This window comes from Pseudoalteromonas sp. P1-16-1b (assembly GCF_001401785.1).
GTDB classification, from domain to species: Bacteria; Pseudomonadota; Gammaproteobacteria; order Enterobacterales; family Alteromonadaceae; genus Pseudoalteromonas; species Pseudoalteromonas undina.
The window spans coordinates 1-16,812 of sequence record NZ_LKGQ01000016.1; the positions used below are offsets into that span (position 1 = coordinate 1).

16 protein-coding genes and 1 other RNA gene are annotated in these 16,812 nt (G+C 40.4%); 10 read left to right on the forward strand and 7 right to left on the reverse strand.

The annotated features are described in order from the left end of the window. The 6 genes from AN392_RS12070 to AN392_RS12095 all read left to right on the forward strand — a co-directional run. Positions 1-519 (forward strand): four helix bundle protein (locus AN392_RS12070; RefSeq protein WP_327078057.1); only part of this gene is annotated, 519 nt, incomplete at its 5' end. Between the two features lie 530 nt (positions 520-1,049). Then, complete coding sequence (gene petA, locus AN392_RS12075; RefSeq protein ID WP_010390661.1) at positions 1,050-1,640, forward strand: ubiquinol-cytochrome c reductase iron-sulfur subunit; 591 nt, start codon at positions 1,050-1,052, stop codon at positions 1,638-1,640. After that, positions 1,640-2,905 carry a cytochrome b N-terminal domain-containing protein gene (locus tag AN392_RS12080; protein ID WP_055012865.1) on the forward strand — a complete coding sequence of 422 codons (1,266 nt, stop codon included), beginning with the start codon at positions 1,640-1,642 and terminating at the stop codon, positions 2,903-2,905. The genes petA and AN392_RS12080 overlap by 1 nt, the downstream gene beginning before the upstream one ends. Further along, positions 2,902-3,645, forward strand: coding sequence for a cytochrome c1 (locus AN392_RS12085; RefSeq protein ID WP_055012866.1), 744 nt, complete (start codon positions 2,902-2,904; stop codon positions 3,643-3,645). The genes AN392_RS12080 and AN392_RS12085 overlap by 4 nt, the downstream gene beginning before the upstream one ends. A gap of 79 nt (positions 3,646-3,724) precedes the next feature. Then, positions 3,725-4,351, forward strand: coding sequence for a stringent starvation protein SspA (gene sspA, locus AN392_RS12090; RefSeq protein ID WP_008110861.1), 627 nt, complete (start codon positions 3,725-3,727; stop codon positions 4,349-4,351). Beyond that, positions 4,351-4,788 carry a ClpXP protease specificity-enhancing factor gene (locus tag AN392_RS12095; RefSeq protein WP_008110860.1) on the forward strand — a complete coding sequence of 146 codons (438 nt, stop codon included), beginning with the start codon at positions 4,351-4,353 and terminating at the stop codon, positions 4,786-4,788. Before sspA ends, AN392_RS12095 begins: the two co-directional genes overlap by 1 nt. 356 nt (positions 4,789-5,144) lie before the next feature. Here the strand turns inward: AN392_RS12095 and dolP are convergent, their stop codons facing one another. The 4 genes from dolP to AN392_RS12115 all read right to left on the reverse strand — a co-directional run bounded on the left by dolP (position 5,145) and on the right by AN392_RS12115 (position 8,700). Further along, positions 5,145-5,711, reverse strand: coding sequence for a division/outer membrane stress-associated lipid-binding lipoprotein (dolP, locus tag AN392_RS12100; protein ID WP_008468380.1), 567 nt, complete (start codon positions 5,709-5,711; stop codon positions 5,145-5,147). Beyond that, positions 5,704-6,297 (reverse strand): SIS domain-containing protein, encoded by a 594-nt coding sequence (locus AN392_RS12105; protein WP_008110721.1) that lies wholly within the window; start codon positions 6,295-6,297, stop codon positions 5,704-5,706. Before AN392_RS12105 ends, dolP begins: the two co-directional genes overlap by 8 nt. A gap of 141 nt (positions 6,298-6,438) precedes the next feature. Next, on the reverse strand, positions 6,439-6,810 hold the full coding sequence (locus AN392_RS12110) for a YraN family protein (protein WP_008110719.1): 372 nt from the start codon (positions 6,808-6,810) through the stop codon (positions 6,439-6,441). Between the two features lie 9 nt (positions 6,811-6,819). Beyond that, on the reverse strand, positions 6,820-8,700 hold the full coding sequence (locus AN392_RS12115; protein ID WP_055012867.1) for a penicillin-binding protein activator: 1,881 nt from the start codon (positions 8,698-8,700) through the stop codon (positions 6,820-6,822). 60 nt (positions 8,701-8,760) lie between these two features. Here AN392_RS12115 and rsmI point away from each other — a divergent pair, with 60 nt between their 5' ends. After that, positions 8,761-9,618: a 16S rRNA (cytidine(1402)-2'-O)-methyltransferase gene (rsmI, locus tag AN392_RS12120; protein WP_010390670.1), complete on the forward strand. Its 858-nt coding sequence runs from the start codon at positions 8,761-8,763 to the stop codon at positions 9,616-9,618. Between the two features lie 42 nt (positions 9,619-9,660). Beyond that, an RNA gene (rnpB, locus tag AN392_RS12525) (RNase P RNA component class A) lies at positions 9,661-10,026 on the forward strand. Positions 10,027-10,247: 221 nt separating this feature from the next. On the opposite strand, the gene AN392_RS12125 is transcribed toward rnpB, so the two are convergent. Beyond that, positions 10,248-11,351, reverse strand: coding sequence for a mechanosensitive ion channel family protein (locus tag AN392_RS12125; RefSeq protein WP_055012868.1), 1,104 nt, complete (start codon positions 11,349-11,351; stop codon positions 10,248-10,250). Between the two features lie 122 nt (positions 11,352-11,473). Here AN392_RS12125 and AN392_RS12130 point away from each other — a divergent pair, with 122 nt between their 5' ends. Further along, positions 11,474-12,421 carry a YihY/virulence factor BrkB family protein gene (locus AN392_RS12130; protein WP_055012869.1) on the forward strand — a complete coding sequence of 316 codons (948 nt, stop codon included), beginning with the start codon at positions 11,474-11,476 and terminating at the stop codon, positions 12,419-12,421. Between the two features lie 14 nt (positions 12,422-12,435). On the opposite strand, the gene AN392_RS12135 is transcribed toward AN392_RS12130, so the two are convergent. Beyond that, entirely contained in the window at positions 12,436-15,471 is a 3,036-nt protein-coding gene (locus tag AN392_RS12135; RefSeq protein ID WP_055012870.1) for an EAL domain-containing protein, read from the reverse strand. 229 nt (positions 15,472-15,700) lie between these two features. Here AN392_RS12135 and AN392_RS12140 point away from each other — a divergent pair, with 229 nt between their 5' ends. Then, positions 15,701-16,546, forward strand: coding sequence for a pirin family protein (locus AN392_RS12140; protein WP_055012871.1), 846 nt, complete (start codon positions 15,701-15,703; stop codon positions 16,544-16,546). Between the two features lie 22 nt (positions 16,547-16,568). On the opposite strand, the gene AN392_RS12145 is transcribed toward AN392_RS12140, so the two are convergent. Continuing rightward, on the reverse strand, positions 16,569-16,811 hold the full coding sequence (locus AN392_RS12145; RefSeq protein WP_010390679.1) for a hypothetical protein: 243 nt from the start codon (positions 16,809-16,811) through the stop codon (positions 16,569-16,571). Position 16,812 lies beyond the last annotated feature (1 nt).

Consider the following 16,812-nt stretch of genomic DNA (forward strand, 5'->3'; position numbering starts at 1 on the left):
GGTTCAAGGTTCAAGGTTCAAGGTTCAAGGTTCAAGGTTCAAGGTTCAAGGTTCAAGGTTCAAGGTTCAAGGTTCAAGGTTCAAGGTTCGAGCTATAAGTTTGATCTAAGCTTTGTGTCTTTCTTATTTTACAGTTATAAGTTAAGTATGTTTCAGCTGACTGGTTATGTTATGAGGTTTGAAGATTTAAGGGTATGGCAACGTTCAGCCGATTTAGCTTGCGAGATTTATTTACATTTTAAGCATAGCAAAGAGTTTGGTTTAAAAGATCAAATAACACGATCTGCACTTTCAATTTCTTCAAATATCGCAGAGGGTTATGAACGAATAACTCCTAAAGATTATATTCGATTTTTATCATACTCTAAGGGGAGCTGTGGAGAATTACGCTCTCAAATTTACATTGCACTAAAAATAGGTGAAGTTGATACGACAAAGGCTAGTGAATGGATTGAGGAGACTCGTGAACTTTCCCGTATGATTTCAGCATTGATGAAATCAATCGATGCTTGGGATTAAGAGGTTCAAAATTAAATATTCATTCAAAAATATATGAGTATGTTTAACCTTTAATTCTCCCCTTACGACTAATGTCGACATTAGCTTGATCAGAATCGGCAAAGCATGCGTATTTATTGAACGAAAGCTTAAAAATGACCGACTAACGCAAAAAAAGTTAAATAATTATCGCAATTAGTTTAAATCCATCAGTTAATTGGTGAATTTTTTTGCTACAATTGGCGGGCAAATAAAGTGAATGAGTTTAATGTCGCCAAATTCAGTTGTTACTGTACTTAGTTGGTGAGATTGTACTTGTTTACAAATTGTTTTTACGGAAGCGATACTATAGTCATTTGGTTTCATACTCGAGCTTACTTAATCAACTATTTGAGCAAGTCAGGTTTATTCGAGCAGGAGGCTGTGAATAACCTTGTTTTAAGCAAGGGTTTTAATTATGATCGTTTCTCTTTTAAAATTCGAAAAATTAACCTGCTGTAACTGATGTTCTCAATATAGCAAGTGTTGAGAATCATAGTGGAGATAAGTGGATGAGCAATGCGCCTGTAGACAATGGCCGACGTCGCTTTTTAACCATAGCTACCTCTGTTGTTGGTGGTGTTGGTGCGGCTGGGGCTGCTGTTCCTTTTATTGCGTCTTGGAATCCAAGTGAGCGAGCTAAATCTGCGGGTGCGCCTGTAGAAGTAGATATCAGCAAACTTGAGCCAGGACAATTAATACGTGTCGAGTGGCGTGGTAAACCTGTATGGGTTGTATCACGGACCCCAAAAATGCTTGAGCAGATGAAAGAACATGAAGGTCAACTTCGTGATCCGCAATCGCAAGAGCCACAACAATTAGAATCATCAACCAATGATTTTCGTTCATTACGCCCAGAGATTTTTGTCGCTGTAGGTATTTGTACGCATTTGGGTTGTTCACCTAGCTTTTTACAAGGTGGCTTTGGTGAGAAAGTGGAAGGGACTGATGACGGTTTTTACTGTCCATGTCACGGTTCTAAGTTTGATATGGCTGGCCGTGTATTCCAATCGGTACCTGCACCATTAAATTTAGAAATTCCACCATATACTTTTCTTGATGAGACCACTATTTTAGTGGGCGAAGAACAAGGGGTGGCCTAATGTTTGGTAAAATTGTTGAGTGGATAGACGACCGTATCCCAATGACACGTGTTTGGAACATGCACATTGCACAGTATCCAGCACCGAAAAACTTTAACTTCTGGTACTTCTTCGGCTCTCTAGCTATGTTAGTACTAGTAAACCAAATACTTACAGGTATTTGGTTAACGATGAACTATGTACCATCTGCTGAAGGTGCATTTGCATCAGTAGAATACATCATGCGTGATGTAGAGTACGGTTGGTTATTACGTTATTTGCATTCAACGGGTGCATCTGCGTTTTTCATCGTTGTTTACATGCACATGTTCCGTGGCATGATCTACGGTTCTTACCAAAAACCACGTGAATTACTGTGGTTATTCGGTATGTTCATTTTCTTAGCGCTAATGGCTGAAGCATTCATGGGTTACTTATTACCATGGGGCCAAATGTCGTTCTGGGGTGCACAGGTAATCATTTCATTATTCGGGGCAATCCCGGTTATTGGTGATGACTTAACACTGTGGATCCGTGGTGACTATGTAATTTCAGGTGCAACGCTTAACCGCTTCTTTGCATTACACGTAATTGCACTGCCATTGGTTATTGTTATCTTAGTATTTTTACACATTGTTGCACTACACGAAGTGGGTTCTAATAACCCAGACGGTATTGATAACAAACGTAAAAAAGGAACTGTGGCTGAAGAAGACAAGCCTAAATTTAAGTTCCATGAATACTACACTGATAAAAAAGACATTATTGATGCGATTCCGTTCCACCCTTATTACACAGTAAAAGATATTGTGGGCGTGGTTGGTTTCTTAATCTTGTTCTGTTGGATTGTGTTCTTTATGCCTGCTATGGGTGGTTTCTTCTTAGAAGCGCCAAACTTTGAAGCAGCTAACCCACTTAAAACACCAGAGCATATTTTCCCTGTTTGGTACTTCACGCCATTCTATGCAATCTTACGTGCAATCCCTGACAAACTAATGGGTGTTGCTGCAATGGGTGCATCAATTGTCGTGCTAGCGTTATTACCTTGGATTGACCGTGGTTCGGTTCGTTCAGTTCGTTACCGTTGTGGTTTCCACAAATGGAACATTGCAGGTTTTGTTGTTACTTTCGTTCTTTTAGGTTGGGTTGGTGCTACACCACAAACTGATTTTAAAACGATTGTTTCGCAAGTCTGTACTGTGACTTACTTTATGTTCTTCGTACTGTTATTTGTTTACAGTAAGAATGAAAAAACTAAGCCATTGCCTGAGAGGTTAACGAAATGATGAAAAAGCTATTAATAGGTTTATTTGCTTTATCAGTAAACGTGTTACCTGCAATGGCGGCTGGCCCGTCAGTTCCTCTAATGGAAGCGGGTAACGATATATCTGATCAACCTTCTTTGCAACGTGGCGCAAAGTTGTTCATGAACTACTGTCTTGGTTGTCACCAAATGCAGTATCAACGTTATGAACGTACTTTCCGTGACATTGGTATTCCAACAGAGATTGGTCAAGAGCAACTTATTTTTGATGGTTCAAAAGTGGGTGGTCATATCCTTAACGCTATGGCAAAAGAAGATGCTGCAAAATGGTTTGGTGCGGCTCCGCCGGATCTAACCAACGTTGCGCGTGTGCGTGGCAGTGATTGGATTTACACCTATTTAAAATCGTTTTACAAAGATGAATCTCGTCCGTTTGGCGTAAATAATACGTTATTCCCATCGGTGGGTATGCCACATGTTCTTCAAGAGTTGCAAGGTGTTCCTACTGCAATTACTGAAGAAGTAACAGTAGACGGTAAAACAACCACTCATATTACTGGTACAAAAACAGATGGTACGGGCGAATTAAGTGTAGATGAATATGACCAAGCAGTTCGTGATTTAACGAATTTCCTAGAGTATGTAGGTGAACCTACGCGTCTCGAGTCGGAAGCGCTGGGTATTAAGGTACTTGGATTCTTAGTGATTCTATTTATCTTGGCATTTATGCTGAAGAAAGAATACTGGAGAGATGTTCATTAAGTTTGAACATATTTAAAGGTAATTTTGCAATAGGGGCTTAAGCCCCTATTGCTGTTTTAGTTATTTAATGGAGGTAGGCATGGCCGTAGCTGCCAATAAGCGCCCTGTAATGACCCTTTTTTCTGGTGCTAACTGTATGTATAGCCACCAAGTACGCATTGTACTTGCTGAAAAAGGTGTAAGTGTAGATATTCATATGGCTGAAAAGGATAACCTGCCAGAAGCACTTCACGAAATTAACCCTTACGGCACAGTGCCAACACTGATTGACCGTGAGCTTGGTTTATATCAGGCAAACATCATCATGGAATACCTTGATGAACGTTTTCCTCATCCTCCACTAATGCCTGTATATCCGGTCATGCGTGGTCGTAGTCGATTAATGATGCACCGTATTGATACTGATTGGTACAGCCTAGCTGAAAAAATCATTAACAACACCTCTGATGCGGCGCAAGCTCGTAAAGAGCTGACAGAAGCATTACTTGCAATAGCACCAATTTTTAGTGAAGCGCCTTACTTTATGAGTGAAGAGTTTAGCTTAGTTGATTGCTACTTAGCACCACTATTATGGCGTTTACCAGAGTTTGGTATTGAGCTTAATGGTGCAGGCTCTAAAGAACTTAAAGAGTATATGATTCGTTTATTTGAACGTGAATCATTCCAAGCTTCTTTAACTGAAGCAGAGCGTGAGATCCGTTTATAATGACTTCTAATCGTCCTTATTTACTACGCGCTTTTTTTGATTGGATTGTTGATAACGAATGCACGCCACACTTAGTGGTTAATGCTGACTTTCCTGCAGTGCAAGTGCCAACACAGTTTGTTCAAGATGGTCAAATTGTATTGAACATAAGCCCTTCGGCGGTTACGCAGTTTTCGTTAGATAATACTCAGCTTAGCTTTAACGCGCGCTTTGGCGGCCAGCCAATGCAAGTGTACGTGCCTTTAGGGGCTGTACTTGCAATATATGCACGTGAAAATGGTGAAGGCACAGTCTTTACTGCAGATGAGTTTTTAGAGGACGAAGACGATTTTGCTCCAGAGCTTGAAAGTGTCGATTCATCACCAGAGATAGTTGATGAAACGCCAGCTCCCAAGCCTGAAAAGAAAAAAGGCTCACATTTACGCGTTATAAAATAGCCCGTAAATGTTAGAAAAAAACCGCTTAATAAGCGGTTTTTTTATGTCTGTATGAAAATATTAGGTTAAAGGTTAAAGGTTAAAGGTTAATGGTTAGAAAGGCTCACGAGCGACGGGCTGCGAGAAGCGAGCAACGGGCCTAGAGACTCGAATTAATCAGTTGGGCTAATGGTTATTGTTTTCTCATTTACTCCTCATTCACTTCTCTTTGTGTATATGGTTTTTTAAGCGGGTTTATTGCCTACAGGTATAAAAAAACCTTGCGATGTTAACCGCAAGGTTTTTAAATTTCTCGAACCTCGAACCTCGAACCTCGAACCTCGAACCTCGAACCTCGAACCTCGAACCTGAGATTTTTACAAATACTCAAATACTTTAACTACCCGCTCTACGCCAGAGATGTTGCGAGCTATATTAACGGCTTGGTTTGCTTCAGCGTCAGATACTAGCCCCATTAAGTATACTTCGGCATTTTCAGTCACTACTTTTATATTATTACTGCTGATGTTTTCAGCCGCTAAAAGCTGCGCTTTTACTTTTGAGGTTAACCATGAGTCGTGAGTTTGCGTGGTGATTCCAATATTAGAGCCAATGCGAAGTTGGTTATGAATTTTGCGAATACCAGATAGGTTCTCAATGGTTTTAAACGCTTGGTTTTTCATTTCTTGGTTAGGCACTTGGCCTACCATTAAAACCACGCCATTTACGCTTATAACGCTGATATGAGCAAACTTATTAAGGCGTTCATCTTCGCTAATAGCAATACTGGCTTTTATTTCAATATTGTTGTCGTCTATTTGCGAGCCAATGGTTCGTCTATCGTTAGCGGCAGTAACAGCACTGGCTGTACCGGCGACCACAGCTGCGGCACAACCTTGCAATAACACAACAGTGCCTAAGATAATTAGGGAGCGTTTAAACATAATTTTCGTCCTGCGGGAAAAGGGTTAAATCCACCAACTCACTTAAACAGTGAAGGTTCACTAAATGCGATTCAATAATGCGACTCGGGCGTTTAGACGGCGTACGAATTTCTACATCGTTATGGCCAAGCAAGCCAACGAGTTCGCCGCCATCATCGCCTACCATTACTATGACCTTCATATCTTTGGTAAGTGCCGCTTCTACTGCAGAAATTATGTGTTTTTCATTACCATTAATGGCAAGTACCAATAATAAGTCACCTTGCTGAGCAAAGGCACGAACTTGGCGTGCAAATGTATCGTGGTCATCTATTTGATTGCCTTGGCCCAAGTTAATATTTTCTTGTGAGAGAGCGATTGCAGGTAAGCAGGGACGTTCTGTTTCGTAAAAATTAACCAGTACGCCTGCCATGTGTTGTGCCAGCATATGGCAGTTTGCAGTACCGCAACAGATCAATTTATTCCCATTGATCAGGCTTTGTGCAATGGTAAATGCCGCTGATTCTAACGCGCTTGGCAACACTTCGCCTGCAGCTATTTGAACTTGAATACTTTCTTTAAAAATTTCTTTAATTGTATCTTGCATGGGTTACCAACAATTTATCTCTAATTCTGTGTGAGCTCACACCGGCTTTATTAAAAGGTAATTATTTTAGGCGTTAGCTAATGTTTAACTGTATGCTCAACATGAAGCTGTTGTAATCGTCTTATTTTTATACATCAGACATTAAAATACGTTTTTCAGCCAGTTAATATGTAATGACGGTTCGCCTGTTATAGCTACGTAATCAATACGTAATGGCTGGTTTTTTAAGTTTTTAGCACCAAGGTAATGATAAATAGTGCGCTTTAACTTAGCTTGCTTTTGCGGGCTTAGCGCATAATTAGCGCCGCCTTTTATGTTATTTTTACGAAACTTAACTTCAACAAACACTAAGGTGTCACCGTCTTTCATAATGACATCAAGTTCGCCGTAGGGGCAGTAGTAATTACGCTCAATCGCTTTTAAACCTTGCGCTTCTAAATACTTTTGCGCTTGGCGCTCATAATACTGGCCTTTTTCACGACTATTTTGCCACAGCTGTTTAAACCACGACATGCTAACCCCTTAGTTAATTATGGTTATGCCATCGTTTGCTGATTGCATAAATAGCGGCACAGGGCGTTGCGTTTTTAATTCCACAGGTTTTATACGGCGATTGCTGTACTGCGCCCATTGCAGTGATCGTTCAATATCACCGGCACTATTAATGGACAATTTACCGCTTAAGCCTGAAAAGTATTTATCGGGTGTAATGCTCAGCTGTCTAATATCATTCAGCATGGCGACGGCATCGTAGGCCATGGCAAATAAACGCTGGCTAATATCAGCCTGTTCAGGCCATAAATCATTATATTGCTTACGTAGATTATGCTGCGTAATTTGTGAGTCTAACATCCAAGGAAGTTCGGTAAAGTAAAGCCCATCTAAATCGCCTTTGTCAGTGGTATCTATTTGCTTACTATGACTTTTAGAGCTGGCGTAAATAGGGATCCTGTCGGCAAAGGTGCTTACGTTAACATCTAGGTAAGGCTTAATTAATCGGGTCTCTATGGCGTCACCTAATATATAAATTGCATCAATATCGCCACGTGAACGGGTTTCACTTTCTACTTCTTTATTAAAAAGTGTTTTAACCGATTTAATACGCTCTTTTGATTTATCAACTTCTAGCAAGCTGGTAATGGTATTGGGCATATCTTTATTGTCGTTGTAAAAGCCAACTTGTGTGGTTGTTTCACTATAGCGTTGCCATTGCAGGTTAAAGTAGTCAATTAAGCGCTGACCATTGGTATTATTTGGCGCTAGCAACATAGGTTTTTGATAACCTTGCGCTAAAAAATGCTCTAGAGTTTGTTGTACTTCATGCTCAGGATTAAGCGCAAAAAAGTAGTGCTGCAAAGAGGTTCGTTCGCCATCAAAGGTATTTAAATGTAATGTGGGTATATCGAGTAATGTATTGGTATTAGCGAGCTTATCTATATTGGCTTTTAATAGCGGGCCAATAACAAAGTCTGGTTGTAATTGCGAAATCTGTGCGCTCAACGCTTCGGTTTCGGTATTTTCATCAATAAACAGCGTCTCGCTGATCTCTTTTTTATCAAGTGCAGCCAGTATGCCGGCTTTTAATGCATCCCCTAAGCGCTTGTTAGCACCTGACTGAGGTAATAGCACAACTAAGCGTTCAATATTTAGTGGTGCTAATTCATTGGCGTAAGTATCTTGTTTTGGTAAAACATTGCTACCAGGGTGCCCAAGGTAACGGCGGCGCCAATTATTAATCGCTTGGTCTAAATCAACAGAGCTGTTGGCATAAACCTGATGATACAAAGCTAAGTTAACCCAGCCTTGTTGAATAACCGAGCCACGGTTAAATCGCTCTAATGCATACGAAGAAAGCTGCTTTAAATTATGCCAAAGTGCGTCATTAAGTTTAGGGATAGAAATATTATTTTTTGCTACCGATTCAGAGGCAGCAAAAAAGTATGGAGCTGCACGTTTTGGTAAGTCTTGCGACGCAAAAATGCTGGCAGTTAAAAATTGGTGCCAAGCAAAATGTTCAGGTTGCTTAAGTTGCCCCTCTAGCGTGTTTAGTACCTCAAGTGCTTGCTGATTTTTATTTTGCTCTTTTTGCGCAAAGGCAATGTATAAACGATTTTGAATTTGATCAACACTGGCGGTAAGTGCAAGTTCAGTGCATATTTTTTCGAGTAGTGGCCAGTTTTCTTCTGTAATTGCGCTATCACGAGCACTATAAAGCAGCTGGATTTTATCAGCGCCATAGCGGTTTTGCGCTAATTGGTAAATAGATTGCGCATTCAGTGCTTCATTTTTCAGCGTATTGGCACTGTTACTTAAGTTATCGCTGGTTTTAGTTGGTTTTTCGGTTGTGCTACACGCCGATAACCCTGACAATATAATTAATAGACTAACTAGTTTAAGTCGCACAATGATTTCCCATACGTTAACGCGATTTGCTTATATTACTGACTGACGCAGGAGACCTCAATGTTAAATGAGGAGAATTCACAGAAAATTGGCACTCTTTACGTTGTTGCCACCCCAATCGGCAATTATGACGACTTAAGTCAGCGTGCAATCGCGACATTATCGCAGGTTGACTTAATCGCGGCTGAAGACACTCGCCATACTGGTAAGCTACTTAGCCACTTTGGTATTAAGGCTAAAACCTTTGCGTTACATGACCATAATGAAAAGCAAAAAGCGCAGCAAATTATCGACCAACTTAATCAAGGGTTAAATATTGCACTGGTCTCTGATGCAGGCACGCCGCTTATAAGCGATCCTGGTTATGCGGTGGTTAACTTATGTCGTGAGCAAGGCGCAAGTGTAACACCCGTACCTGGTGCATGTGCTGCTATTACAGCGGTATGTTGTTCTGGGTTACCTACTGATCGTTTTCAATTTATTGGCTTCACACCTGCCAAAAGTAAAGCGCGCCAAGACTTTTTTATAGATGCGGTTAACTCAAGTATTACCAGTATTATGTATGAAAGTACCCACCGTATTATGGCAAGCCTTGACGATTTAGAAGCAGCGCTAGGTAGTGAGCAGCAGGTGGTATTTGCCAAAGAGCTCACTAAAACCTTTGAAACCTTTTTTAATGGCACAGTGAGTGAGTTAAAGCAGTTTTTAACTGACGATCCAACTAAACAACGCGGCGAAATAGTACTCATGCTGCCAGGGAAAGCTAAGGTAGTTGACGATATTCCGCCAGAAGCCCGTAAGATGTTAGCGTTACTTGAAAACGAAATGCCAATGAAAAAAGCGTGTGGTGTAGTAGCCGATTACTTCGGCATGAAGAAAAACGCGTTGTATAAAACAATTATTGAAGAAAAACAGTAAATGTTTACTGCGTAGTGTTGTGCTCTCATGTATACTGCGCGCCGAGTTAGCCAAGATAATCGCTGCCTGTGACGAAAATGATCAGGGGGAGGAAAGTCCGGGCTCCACAGGGCAGAGTGCCAGTTAACGGCTGGGGGGCGTGAGCCCACGACAAGTGCAGCAGAGAGAAGACCGCCAATCTTCGGATTGGTAAGGGTGAAAGGGTGCGGTAAGAGCGCACCGGGCCGCTAGTAATAGTCGGTTGCAAGGTAAACTCCACTCGGAGCAAGACCAAATAGGGTTCCTTATGGCGTGGCCCACGTTGGAACCGGGTAGGTTGCTTGAGCCATAGAGCGATTTATGGCCTAGACGAATGATTATCACTTTCTTCGGAAAGGACAGAACCCGGCTTATAGGCTAACTCACTCATTCAATAAAAAAGCCCGCAGTTAACGCTGCGGGCTTTTTTGTGTTTGGAATAAGCTGTCAGGTTGCGGGCGGCGAGCTTCGGGTTGCGGGCTTAAAACCTAAACTCGACGCGAGACTAACTATCGCCTTCAGGCATAAAAAACCTTGTAATGTTAACCGCAAGGCTTTTAAATTTCTCGAACCTCGAACCTCGAACCTCGAACCTCGAACCTCGAACCTATCTATATAATATTTTTTCCCTGCTCAGGATCGCGTGATTCATCGGCTTGCTCGCGAATATCATCCGTATCACTGCTTACATCATCAATACTGTGTTCATGCTCTGTGGTTTTATGTTTTTGAGTATGTGGTTTCTCTTTAGTTTTTTCTGTTGTCTCTGTTTTAGCTTCGCTTGCTGTGGGGTAAATATCTTCACCTTGGCTATTGAGTAATACACGCTCTCTAGCATCGTCAGGCATACTTATATTATGTTGCGTAAAACTGTTAATTAACTCTCGCATTAGCTGTGAGGCTACTTTAACAATGCTGTATTGTTCGCCGTTGACCCAAAAGTAAACAGTAAAATTGATAGTGGCGGAGCCTAAGTTATCAACCAATACTTGGGGAGGTGGATCGCTAAGCACGGAGTTTTGATTTTTTATAACGCTAATAGCAAGACTTTGTGCGCCGCGAATGTCATTATCGTAGCCAATACCGATTGTGAAATGACCGCGCATCTTTGGATTAGCGGTTAAGTTTTTAATGGTATTTTTATACACAGTCGCATTGGGTATTTGAATATGATTGCCATCGTAGTCAACTAAAGTGGTCGCTCGTGCAGTTACTTTTTTAACTATACCTATTCTGCCATCTACTTCTATTACATCATCAATTTTAAATGGACGTTGTACACTCAAAAGTAAACTGGCAATAAAGTTCTCAGCAATATCCCGAAAGGCAAATCCTAAAATAAGGCCTATTAACCCAGTGCCACTCATAATAGCGACCGCGAATTCAGTCAAGCCAGCCAAACGTAAGAATAGGTAAAACCCAAGTAAAATAATTAAGGTACTAATACCACGCCTAGCAACTAGGTGTACTAATTTACTGTTGGTCATGTAAGTAACGGGCTTTATTAACAAGCGTGATAATGGGGTGGCGATTAAATAACTAATCACCAAAATAATAATACCTAAAAGCAAAGTGGGCAGTAATTGCACGAATGAGTGTAGTAATTGCACGCTTTGCTCTTTTAAAAAGTCCCATGAAACCGAGTTTGGTTGAACAGTGTCGATTGCAGGAATAGATGCGTTATTAGCGAGTGTTGCTATTAAAGCGCTGAGCATAGGAGCCATCCGTGTTGGGTTGAGTTAATTAGGGTCTGTGTAAAACAATAGCAGCAAGTTTAATACCAAGGGGTATTTGTTTGGCAAACATCTTGCAATTAATTGGGAAAAGGGAGTTAGCTATGAGTGACTTTAAGCGTGGCCAAAGAGCCAAGCAGCCTAACCATATCCCTCTACGTGGCTGGTGGGATATTGCAAAGCGAATTATAAAACAAATGAGCCGTGATAATTTATCCTTGGTGGCAGCAGGCGTGGCCTTTTATGCACTTCTTGCTATTTTTCCTGCCATTGCGGCGTTGGTGTCTGTGTATGCTTATTTTGCTTCACCGAACGATATTAGTGCGTATTTAAGTCAATTTATGGCTTTATTGCCGCAAAGTACCCAAGAGATTATTTTGTCTCAGGTTTCAAGCCTTGCGAAAAAGTCTCAAACCAGTTTAAGTCTTAGCGCGCTAGGCACTTTACTGCTCACTATTTGGAGTAGCTCTAAGGGCAGCCAAGCTTTGATCACCGCGTGTAATATTAGTTATCACGAATACGAAAAGCGTTCATTTTTTAAGGCGCAACTTGTACGTTTATTATTTTCAGTGGGCGCGATTGTGGTGGCGGTTATAGCATTGGTAATTATAGGTATATTACCGTTAGCACTTAACCTGTTAGGAATAAAAGAGAGTATTGATTTTTTAATCATGCTTATCTCATGGCCATTACTGGCACTAACCTTTAACTTTGCATTATTAATTTTATATCGTTACGCGCCTCACAGAAAAGCAGCTAAGTGGCGCTGGGTTACCGTAGGCTCATTCACTGCCACAGTATTATGGATTGTGGCATCTTTTGGCTTTTCATTTTATGTATCTCATTTTGCCAGTTACAACGAAACATATGGCTCTTTAGGTGGGGTGGTTATTATGCTTATGTGGCTGTTTATTAGCGCTTATATCATTATTTTGGGAGCCTCAATCAATGCTGCGTTAGAGCAGCAAACAGCGCAAGACAGCACTATTGGACCAGATAAAAAAAGAGGGCAGCGAGGCGCTTATGTTGCAGACCACCTTGATATTAAATAACTCTATTACTTTTATCAGAGCTTAATTACTTGGTTCGTTGTTATCAGCTGCATAAACGAGGTTTTGTGCAGCGGCTTTGAAAACAAATAGCCTTGACCGTAATCACAACCAGCCTCAAGTAATAAATCCATTTGTAATTTTGTTTCTATGCCTTCGGCAATTACTTTTAAACCAAGCTGATGAGCCATCATAATAATTGCTTCACATAAGGCCAGCTCTTGGCTGTTTTTTTGAATATTATCAACAAAGCGTTTATCGATTTTTAGGTAGTCGGTATCCATTTCTTGTAAGTAAGCAAGCGATGAGTAACCAGTACCAAAATCATCGAGTGCTAATTGCATCCCTGATTTAACCAAGGCTTTTAGGCGGCTTTGGGTCAGCTCTTCAGGGTTAACCATCAAGCCTTCAGTAATTTCTGCCACAATACTCGATGCAGGTAAATTTGCTGTCTCAAGCATGCCATACCAATCGTCTATACCACTGTCTGTGGTTGCGAGCTGCACCGGCGATACGTTAATACTAATTTGAAATTCATCTTGAATGTGTTTTTTAATATCATTAAGTGTTTGCAGTGCTTCAGTAAATACAAATTGACCGAGCGCATTTATTTGTCTGGTTTCTTCAGCTAAGGGAATAAAGTCAGCGGGGCTGATCAGCCCTTTTTCTGGGTGTTGCCATCGAATAAGCCCTTCAGCTTTATGAACGTGCAAATCATCAAGGGATACAATAGGCTGATAATATAACTCAAATTGCTCTAGCTCTATGGCTGAGCGAAGCTCTTTGAGCAACTGCATTCTTGCATTTGCATCTTCACGCATATCATGTGAGAAAAATTCAAAGTCATTTCGGCCGCTATTTTTTGCCTTATACATAGCTTGGTCAGCAGCTTTAAGCAGTTGCTCTGGGTTTTGGCCATCATCTGGCGCGCAGGCAATACCAATACTGGCACTGATATACACTTTTTCATCTTCAATAAAAATAGTCGAAGCAAGGCTAAGTAGCAGTGATTTTGCTATTTGTTTGATATTATCGCTACCGCGTAAGTCACTAAATACAATAACAAATTCATCGCCACCAATACGTGCTACAAAGTCAGCCTCTTTGGCTGTTTGCACAATTCGCTCAGATACTAATTTAAGTAATCTATCGCCATAATGATGGCCTAACGTATCATTAATATCTTTAAAGTGATCAATATCTAACAGCATAATGACCAGTTTTTGGTCGTGGTTGTTTACGCTCGTAAAGCGTTTATTTAACCGCTCTTTTAGTTCTAGTCGATTAGGTAAGTCGGTTAAATGATCAAAATGAGCTTGTCGCCAAATTAGCTCGTCAGCTTGTTTTTTCTCGGTTAGATCAGTAAAAATAGCAATACGGCTAGTTGGGGCTTTATTTTTATCGTAAATAGTATCTATGGTTAACCATTCAACATACAGCTCGCCATTTTTACGACGATTGGTTATTTCACCTTGCCAGCGGCCAGTTTTATTTATTGACTGCCACATGTAATCATAAAACTCTTTATCGTGTTTACCCGATGATAAAATACCCACCGTTTTATTGAGTACTTCTTTTCGAGAATACAAAGTTGTTTCACAAAATGCAGGGTTCACATCATAAATAACGCCATTTTCATCTGTGATTGCCATACCTTCACTGCTGTTGTTGTAAACTAATGACGCTAAATGCAAAGACTCTTGATTCTGCTTTCGTTGCGTGATGTTACTAATAACAATTATAAACTCATCCACTTTTTTCATTGGGCTGATTTTAGCTTCAAAGAACTGCTCGTTTTGTTTATGTTCAAGCTCAACAGTGACAGGAGCGCTCAGGGTTGTTAAGTACTCTTCTACTTGTTTTAAATTAGCACTAGAGAATAAGCATGATAACTTTTTAGGCGGTGTTGAATGGCTATAATTTAACGATTTAATACGTCCACCGGTATCAAGTATATTGCCATTGGCATCTACACGTAAAAAAGCATCGGGTAGCGCATTAAGCAAGCTATTAAGCTCGTCATGTTTATGTTTAAGGCATGCTTCAGCTGTTAAGCGAGTTTCGGCCATATATTTAAAACGATGATAGAGTCTATTTAGCTCAGGACTATTGGGCTGCTCGTCGTCATGAGGCATATTACCGGCTGCTAAGCGGTTAACGGCCTGCGTTAAACTTTTAATCGGGTTTAAGATGCTTTTATTAACTAATCGTCTAGCCAATACGGCTAAAAGCAAAATGGTAATTAAAAATCCCAAAACCATTTTTACAAAGTTAATATCTATTTGCTCAAGTGTTTCATCTATTGGTTGAGTAATATAAATAGAGAGCTTATTGTTATTGCCATCACGATAGAGTGTTGTTTGATGGAAAACTCTTCGGATACCATCTTTTCCTTTAAAAATAACACCAGCTTGCAAGTTATGCGCTAAATCGAACTTTTCCAATTTGTTGCCTAGTCTATCGGCTGAAAAAGGGTAGTTAGCTAAAATACTACCGTTAGAGTCAGTAATGACAGCTCTGATTTCTGTCGATAAATTTAAAGTATTAAGTGCCGAGCTCCACCAGTCTAAAGCGATTACGGTCACAATAACGCCTTCAATATCATTATTTTCATTTAAGATAGGGTAAGCAAAGTTAATACTTTGCGCTTTGAGGCTGCGATCGTGCTGGAAATGGCCAATACTGAACTCTTTACTGGCGATCGCGTTTTTAAAATAGGGACGGTCACTAATGTTAATATTAGTGTCGCTACTTTTTGAGGTACAAATTAGGTCACCATTTTTATTTACTATACCAATATTCGCGATATTACCATTGAGTGCCTTAACATCTAAAAAATACGCAGGACAAGTAGAGGGTAAAGATTGAATGTTTTTCTGTTTTTTTGCTAAAAACTCAGTAACTTTTTTGACATCATCAATCATGCTTTGTTGTTTGATAATTAGTTGCTCAGTGATGGTGCGCACTTTTGTCTCGTGCTCTTTAATGGCTGCGTCACGACTAAACCACAAGGTTACTAAAATAATAGCAGCAACAGGTATGCAAATTAGCATAAGAAGGCGGTAGAGTTGATGTTTTAATGATGAAGTAAAAATAGTCGTATCCAAATTAGTGCAAAGTAGAGTGACGCTTGATAATCCTACTATAAATAACCATTGAAGTACTAAGGTTATATCTAAGATTTTGCAATAAAATAGTGTTGCATATGATTGAAATATATTAATTTACGTATGAAATAATAATTTAATCCCTTATATATTTACATAACATATTAGGCAAAAAATGAAAATAACCAAAGTTTTAACTGCTTATGCTACCCAAGATGGGGATGGCGTCAATATCCGTCGTATTCCAGGATTTGATGGTAAATATTTAGACCCATTTTTAATGATTGATGAGCTTAAATCTGATGATGAGAGTGACTATATTGGTGGTTTTCCTCCTCACCCTCATCGAGGTATCGAAACTTTTACCTATATTTTAAAAGGAGGATTTGAGCATAAAGATCAAATGGGTAACACAGAAGCGATTCGCGCCGGTGACGTGCAATGGATGAGCACCGGTAGTGGTGTTATGCACAGTGAAATGCCACTTGCTGATGCTGAAAAAGGCTTACATGGCTTTCAAATTTGGCTCAATATGCCAAGCGCTGACAAAATGCGTGAGCCGCAATACCAGGATACCACAGAGCATCCAGCACCGAGGTTTACTAATCAACAAGGTATTAGTCTTAAAGCGCTAGCAGGGACATGGCAATTTGATTCACAGCAATTGGTTTCAAGCTTACAAAACTTAGCCGCTAATGGTGCTATAGCCGATGTGGCTTTGCCTGCAGGTAAGGAGCTTTATCTACCAGCACTAAAACAGCAAAAAGTGATGATTTACATACACACTGGATCATTAGAATCAGCGCAAAGTGAAACCTTTGATGCAGGAAAATTACTTATTGTTGAGCCATCGAGTGATATTTGCATACGTGCCGAAAAAGCAGCAGGTGTTCTGATTTTAGCAGCTGATCCGCTTAATCAGCCAATTGCACATATGGGGCCGTTTGTAATGACCACTGAAGCTGAAATTCGCCAAGCGGTTAGCGATTATCAAAACGGTTATTTTGGCTCACTGTCGTGACGATTTAATGTAGGAGTGAATTTTAAGCGAGTAGTTTTAATAACCAACTGTATTTTTTTACCATGTTGGTGTCTCCCTTTGCCGACTCCACAACCGCGCCTGCGGTAAAAGCACTAACGAGCCCCACTTTTGTTGCGGCAAAACGTTTGGCTCGATATTTTATTGCCGTAAGGTGCTGACGCTTTAGCTCAGATCGCATCACGACTTCTTTGTGTAGCTGTTGCACTCGAGCATTCGGTGAGTTGATCAAGTAATTGATTAACATA

What these genes read in the sequence shown, in the direction of transcription:
- petA (WP_010390661.1), top strand. Translation starts at nt 1,050, where the DNA reads ATGAGCAATGCGCCTGTAGACAATGGCCGACGTCGCTTTTTAACCATA.
- AN392_RS12080 (WP_055012865.1), top strand. Translation starts at nt 1,640, where the DNA reads ATGTTTGGTAAAATTGTTGAGTGGATAGACGACCGTATCCCAATGACA.
- AN392_RS12085 (WP_055012866.1), top strand. Translation starts at nt 2,902, where the DNA reads ATGATGAAAAAGCTATTAATAGGTTTATTTGCTTTATCAGTAAACGTG.
- sspA (WP_008110861.1), top strand. Translation starts at nt 3,725, where the DNA reads ATGGCCGTAGCTGCCAATAAGCGCCCTGTAATGACCCTTTTTTCTGGT.
- AN392_RS12095 (WP_008110860.1), top strand. Translation starts at nt 4,351, where the DNA reads ATGACTTCTAATCGTCCTTATTTACTACGCGCTTTTTTTGATTGGATT.
- dolP (WP_008468380.1), bottom strand. Translation starts at nt 5,711, where the DNA reads ATGTTTAAACGCTCCCTAATTATCTTAGGCACTGTTGTGTTATTGCAA.
- AN392_RS12105 (WP_008110721.1), bottom strand. Translation starts at nt 6,297, where the DNA reads ATGCAAGATACAATTAAAGAAATTTTTAAAGAAAGTATTCAAGTTCAA.
- AN392_RS12110 (WP_008110719.1), bottom strand. Translation starts at nt 6,810, where the DNA reads ATGTCGTGGTTTAAACAGCTGTGGCAAAATAGTCGTGAAAAAGGCCAG.
- rsmI (WP_010390670.1), top strand. Translation starts at nt 8,761, where the DNA reads ATGTTAAATGAGGAGAATTCACAGAAAATTGGCACTCTTTACGTTGTT.
- AN392_RS12125 (WP_055012868.1), bottom strand. Translation starts at nt 11,351, where the DNA reads ATGCTCAGCGCTTTAATAGCAACACTCGCTAATAACGCATCTATTCCT.
- AN392_RS12130 (WP_055012869.1), top strand. Translation starts at nt 11,474, where the DNA reads ATGAGTGACTTTAAGCGTGGCCAAAGAGCCAAGCAGCCTAACCATATC.
- AN392_RS12135 (WP_055012870.1), bottom strand. Translation starts at nt 15,471, where the DNA reads ATGCTAATTTGCATACCTGTTGCTGCTATTATTTTAGTAACCTTGTGG.
- AN392_RS12140 (WP_055012871.1), top strand. Translation starts at nt 15,701, where the DNA reads ATGAAAATAACCAAAGTTTTAACTGCTTATGCTACCCAAGATGGGGAT.
- AN392_RS12145 (WP_010390679.1), bottom strand. Translation starts at nt 16,811, where the DNA reads ATGTTAATCAATTACTTGATCAACTCACCGAATGCTCGAGTGCAACAG.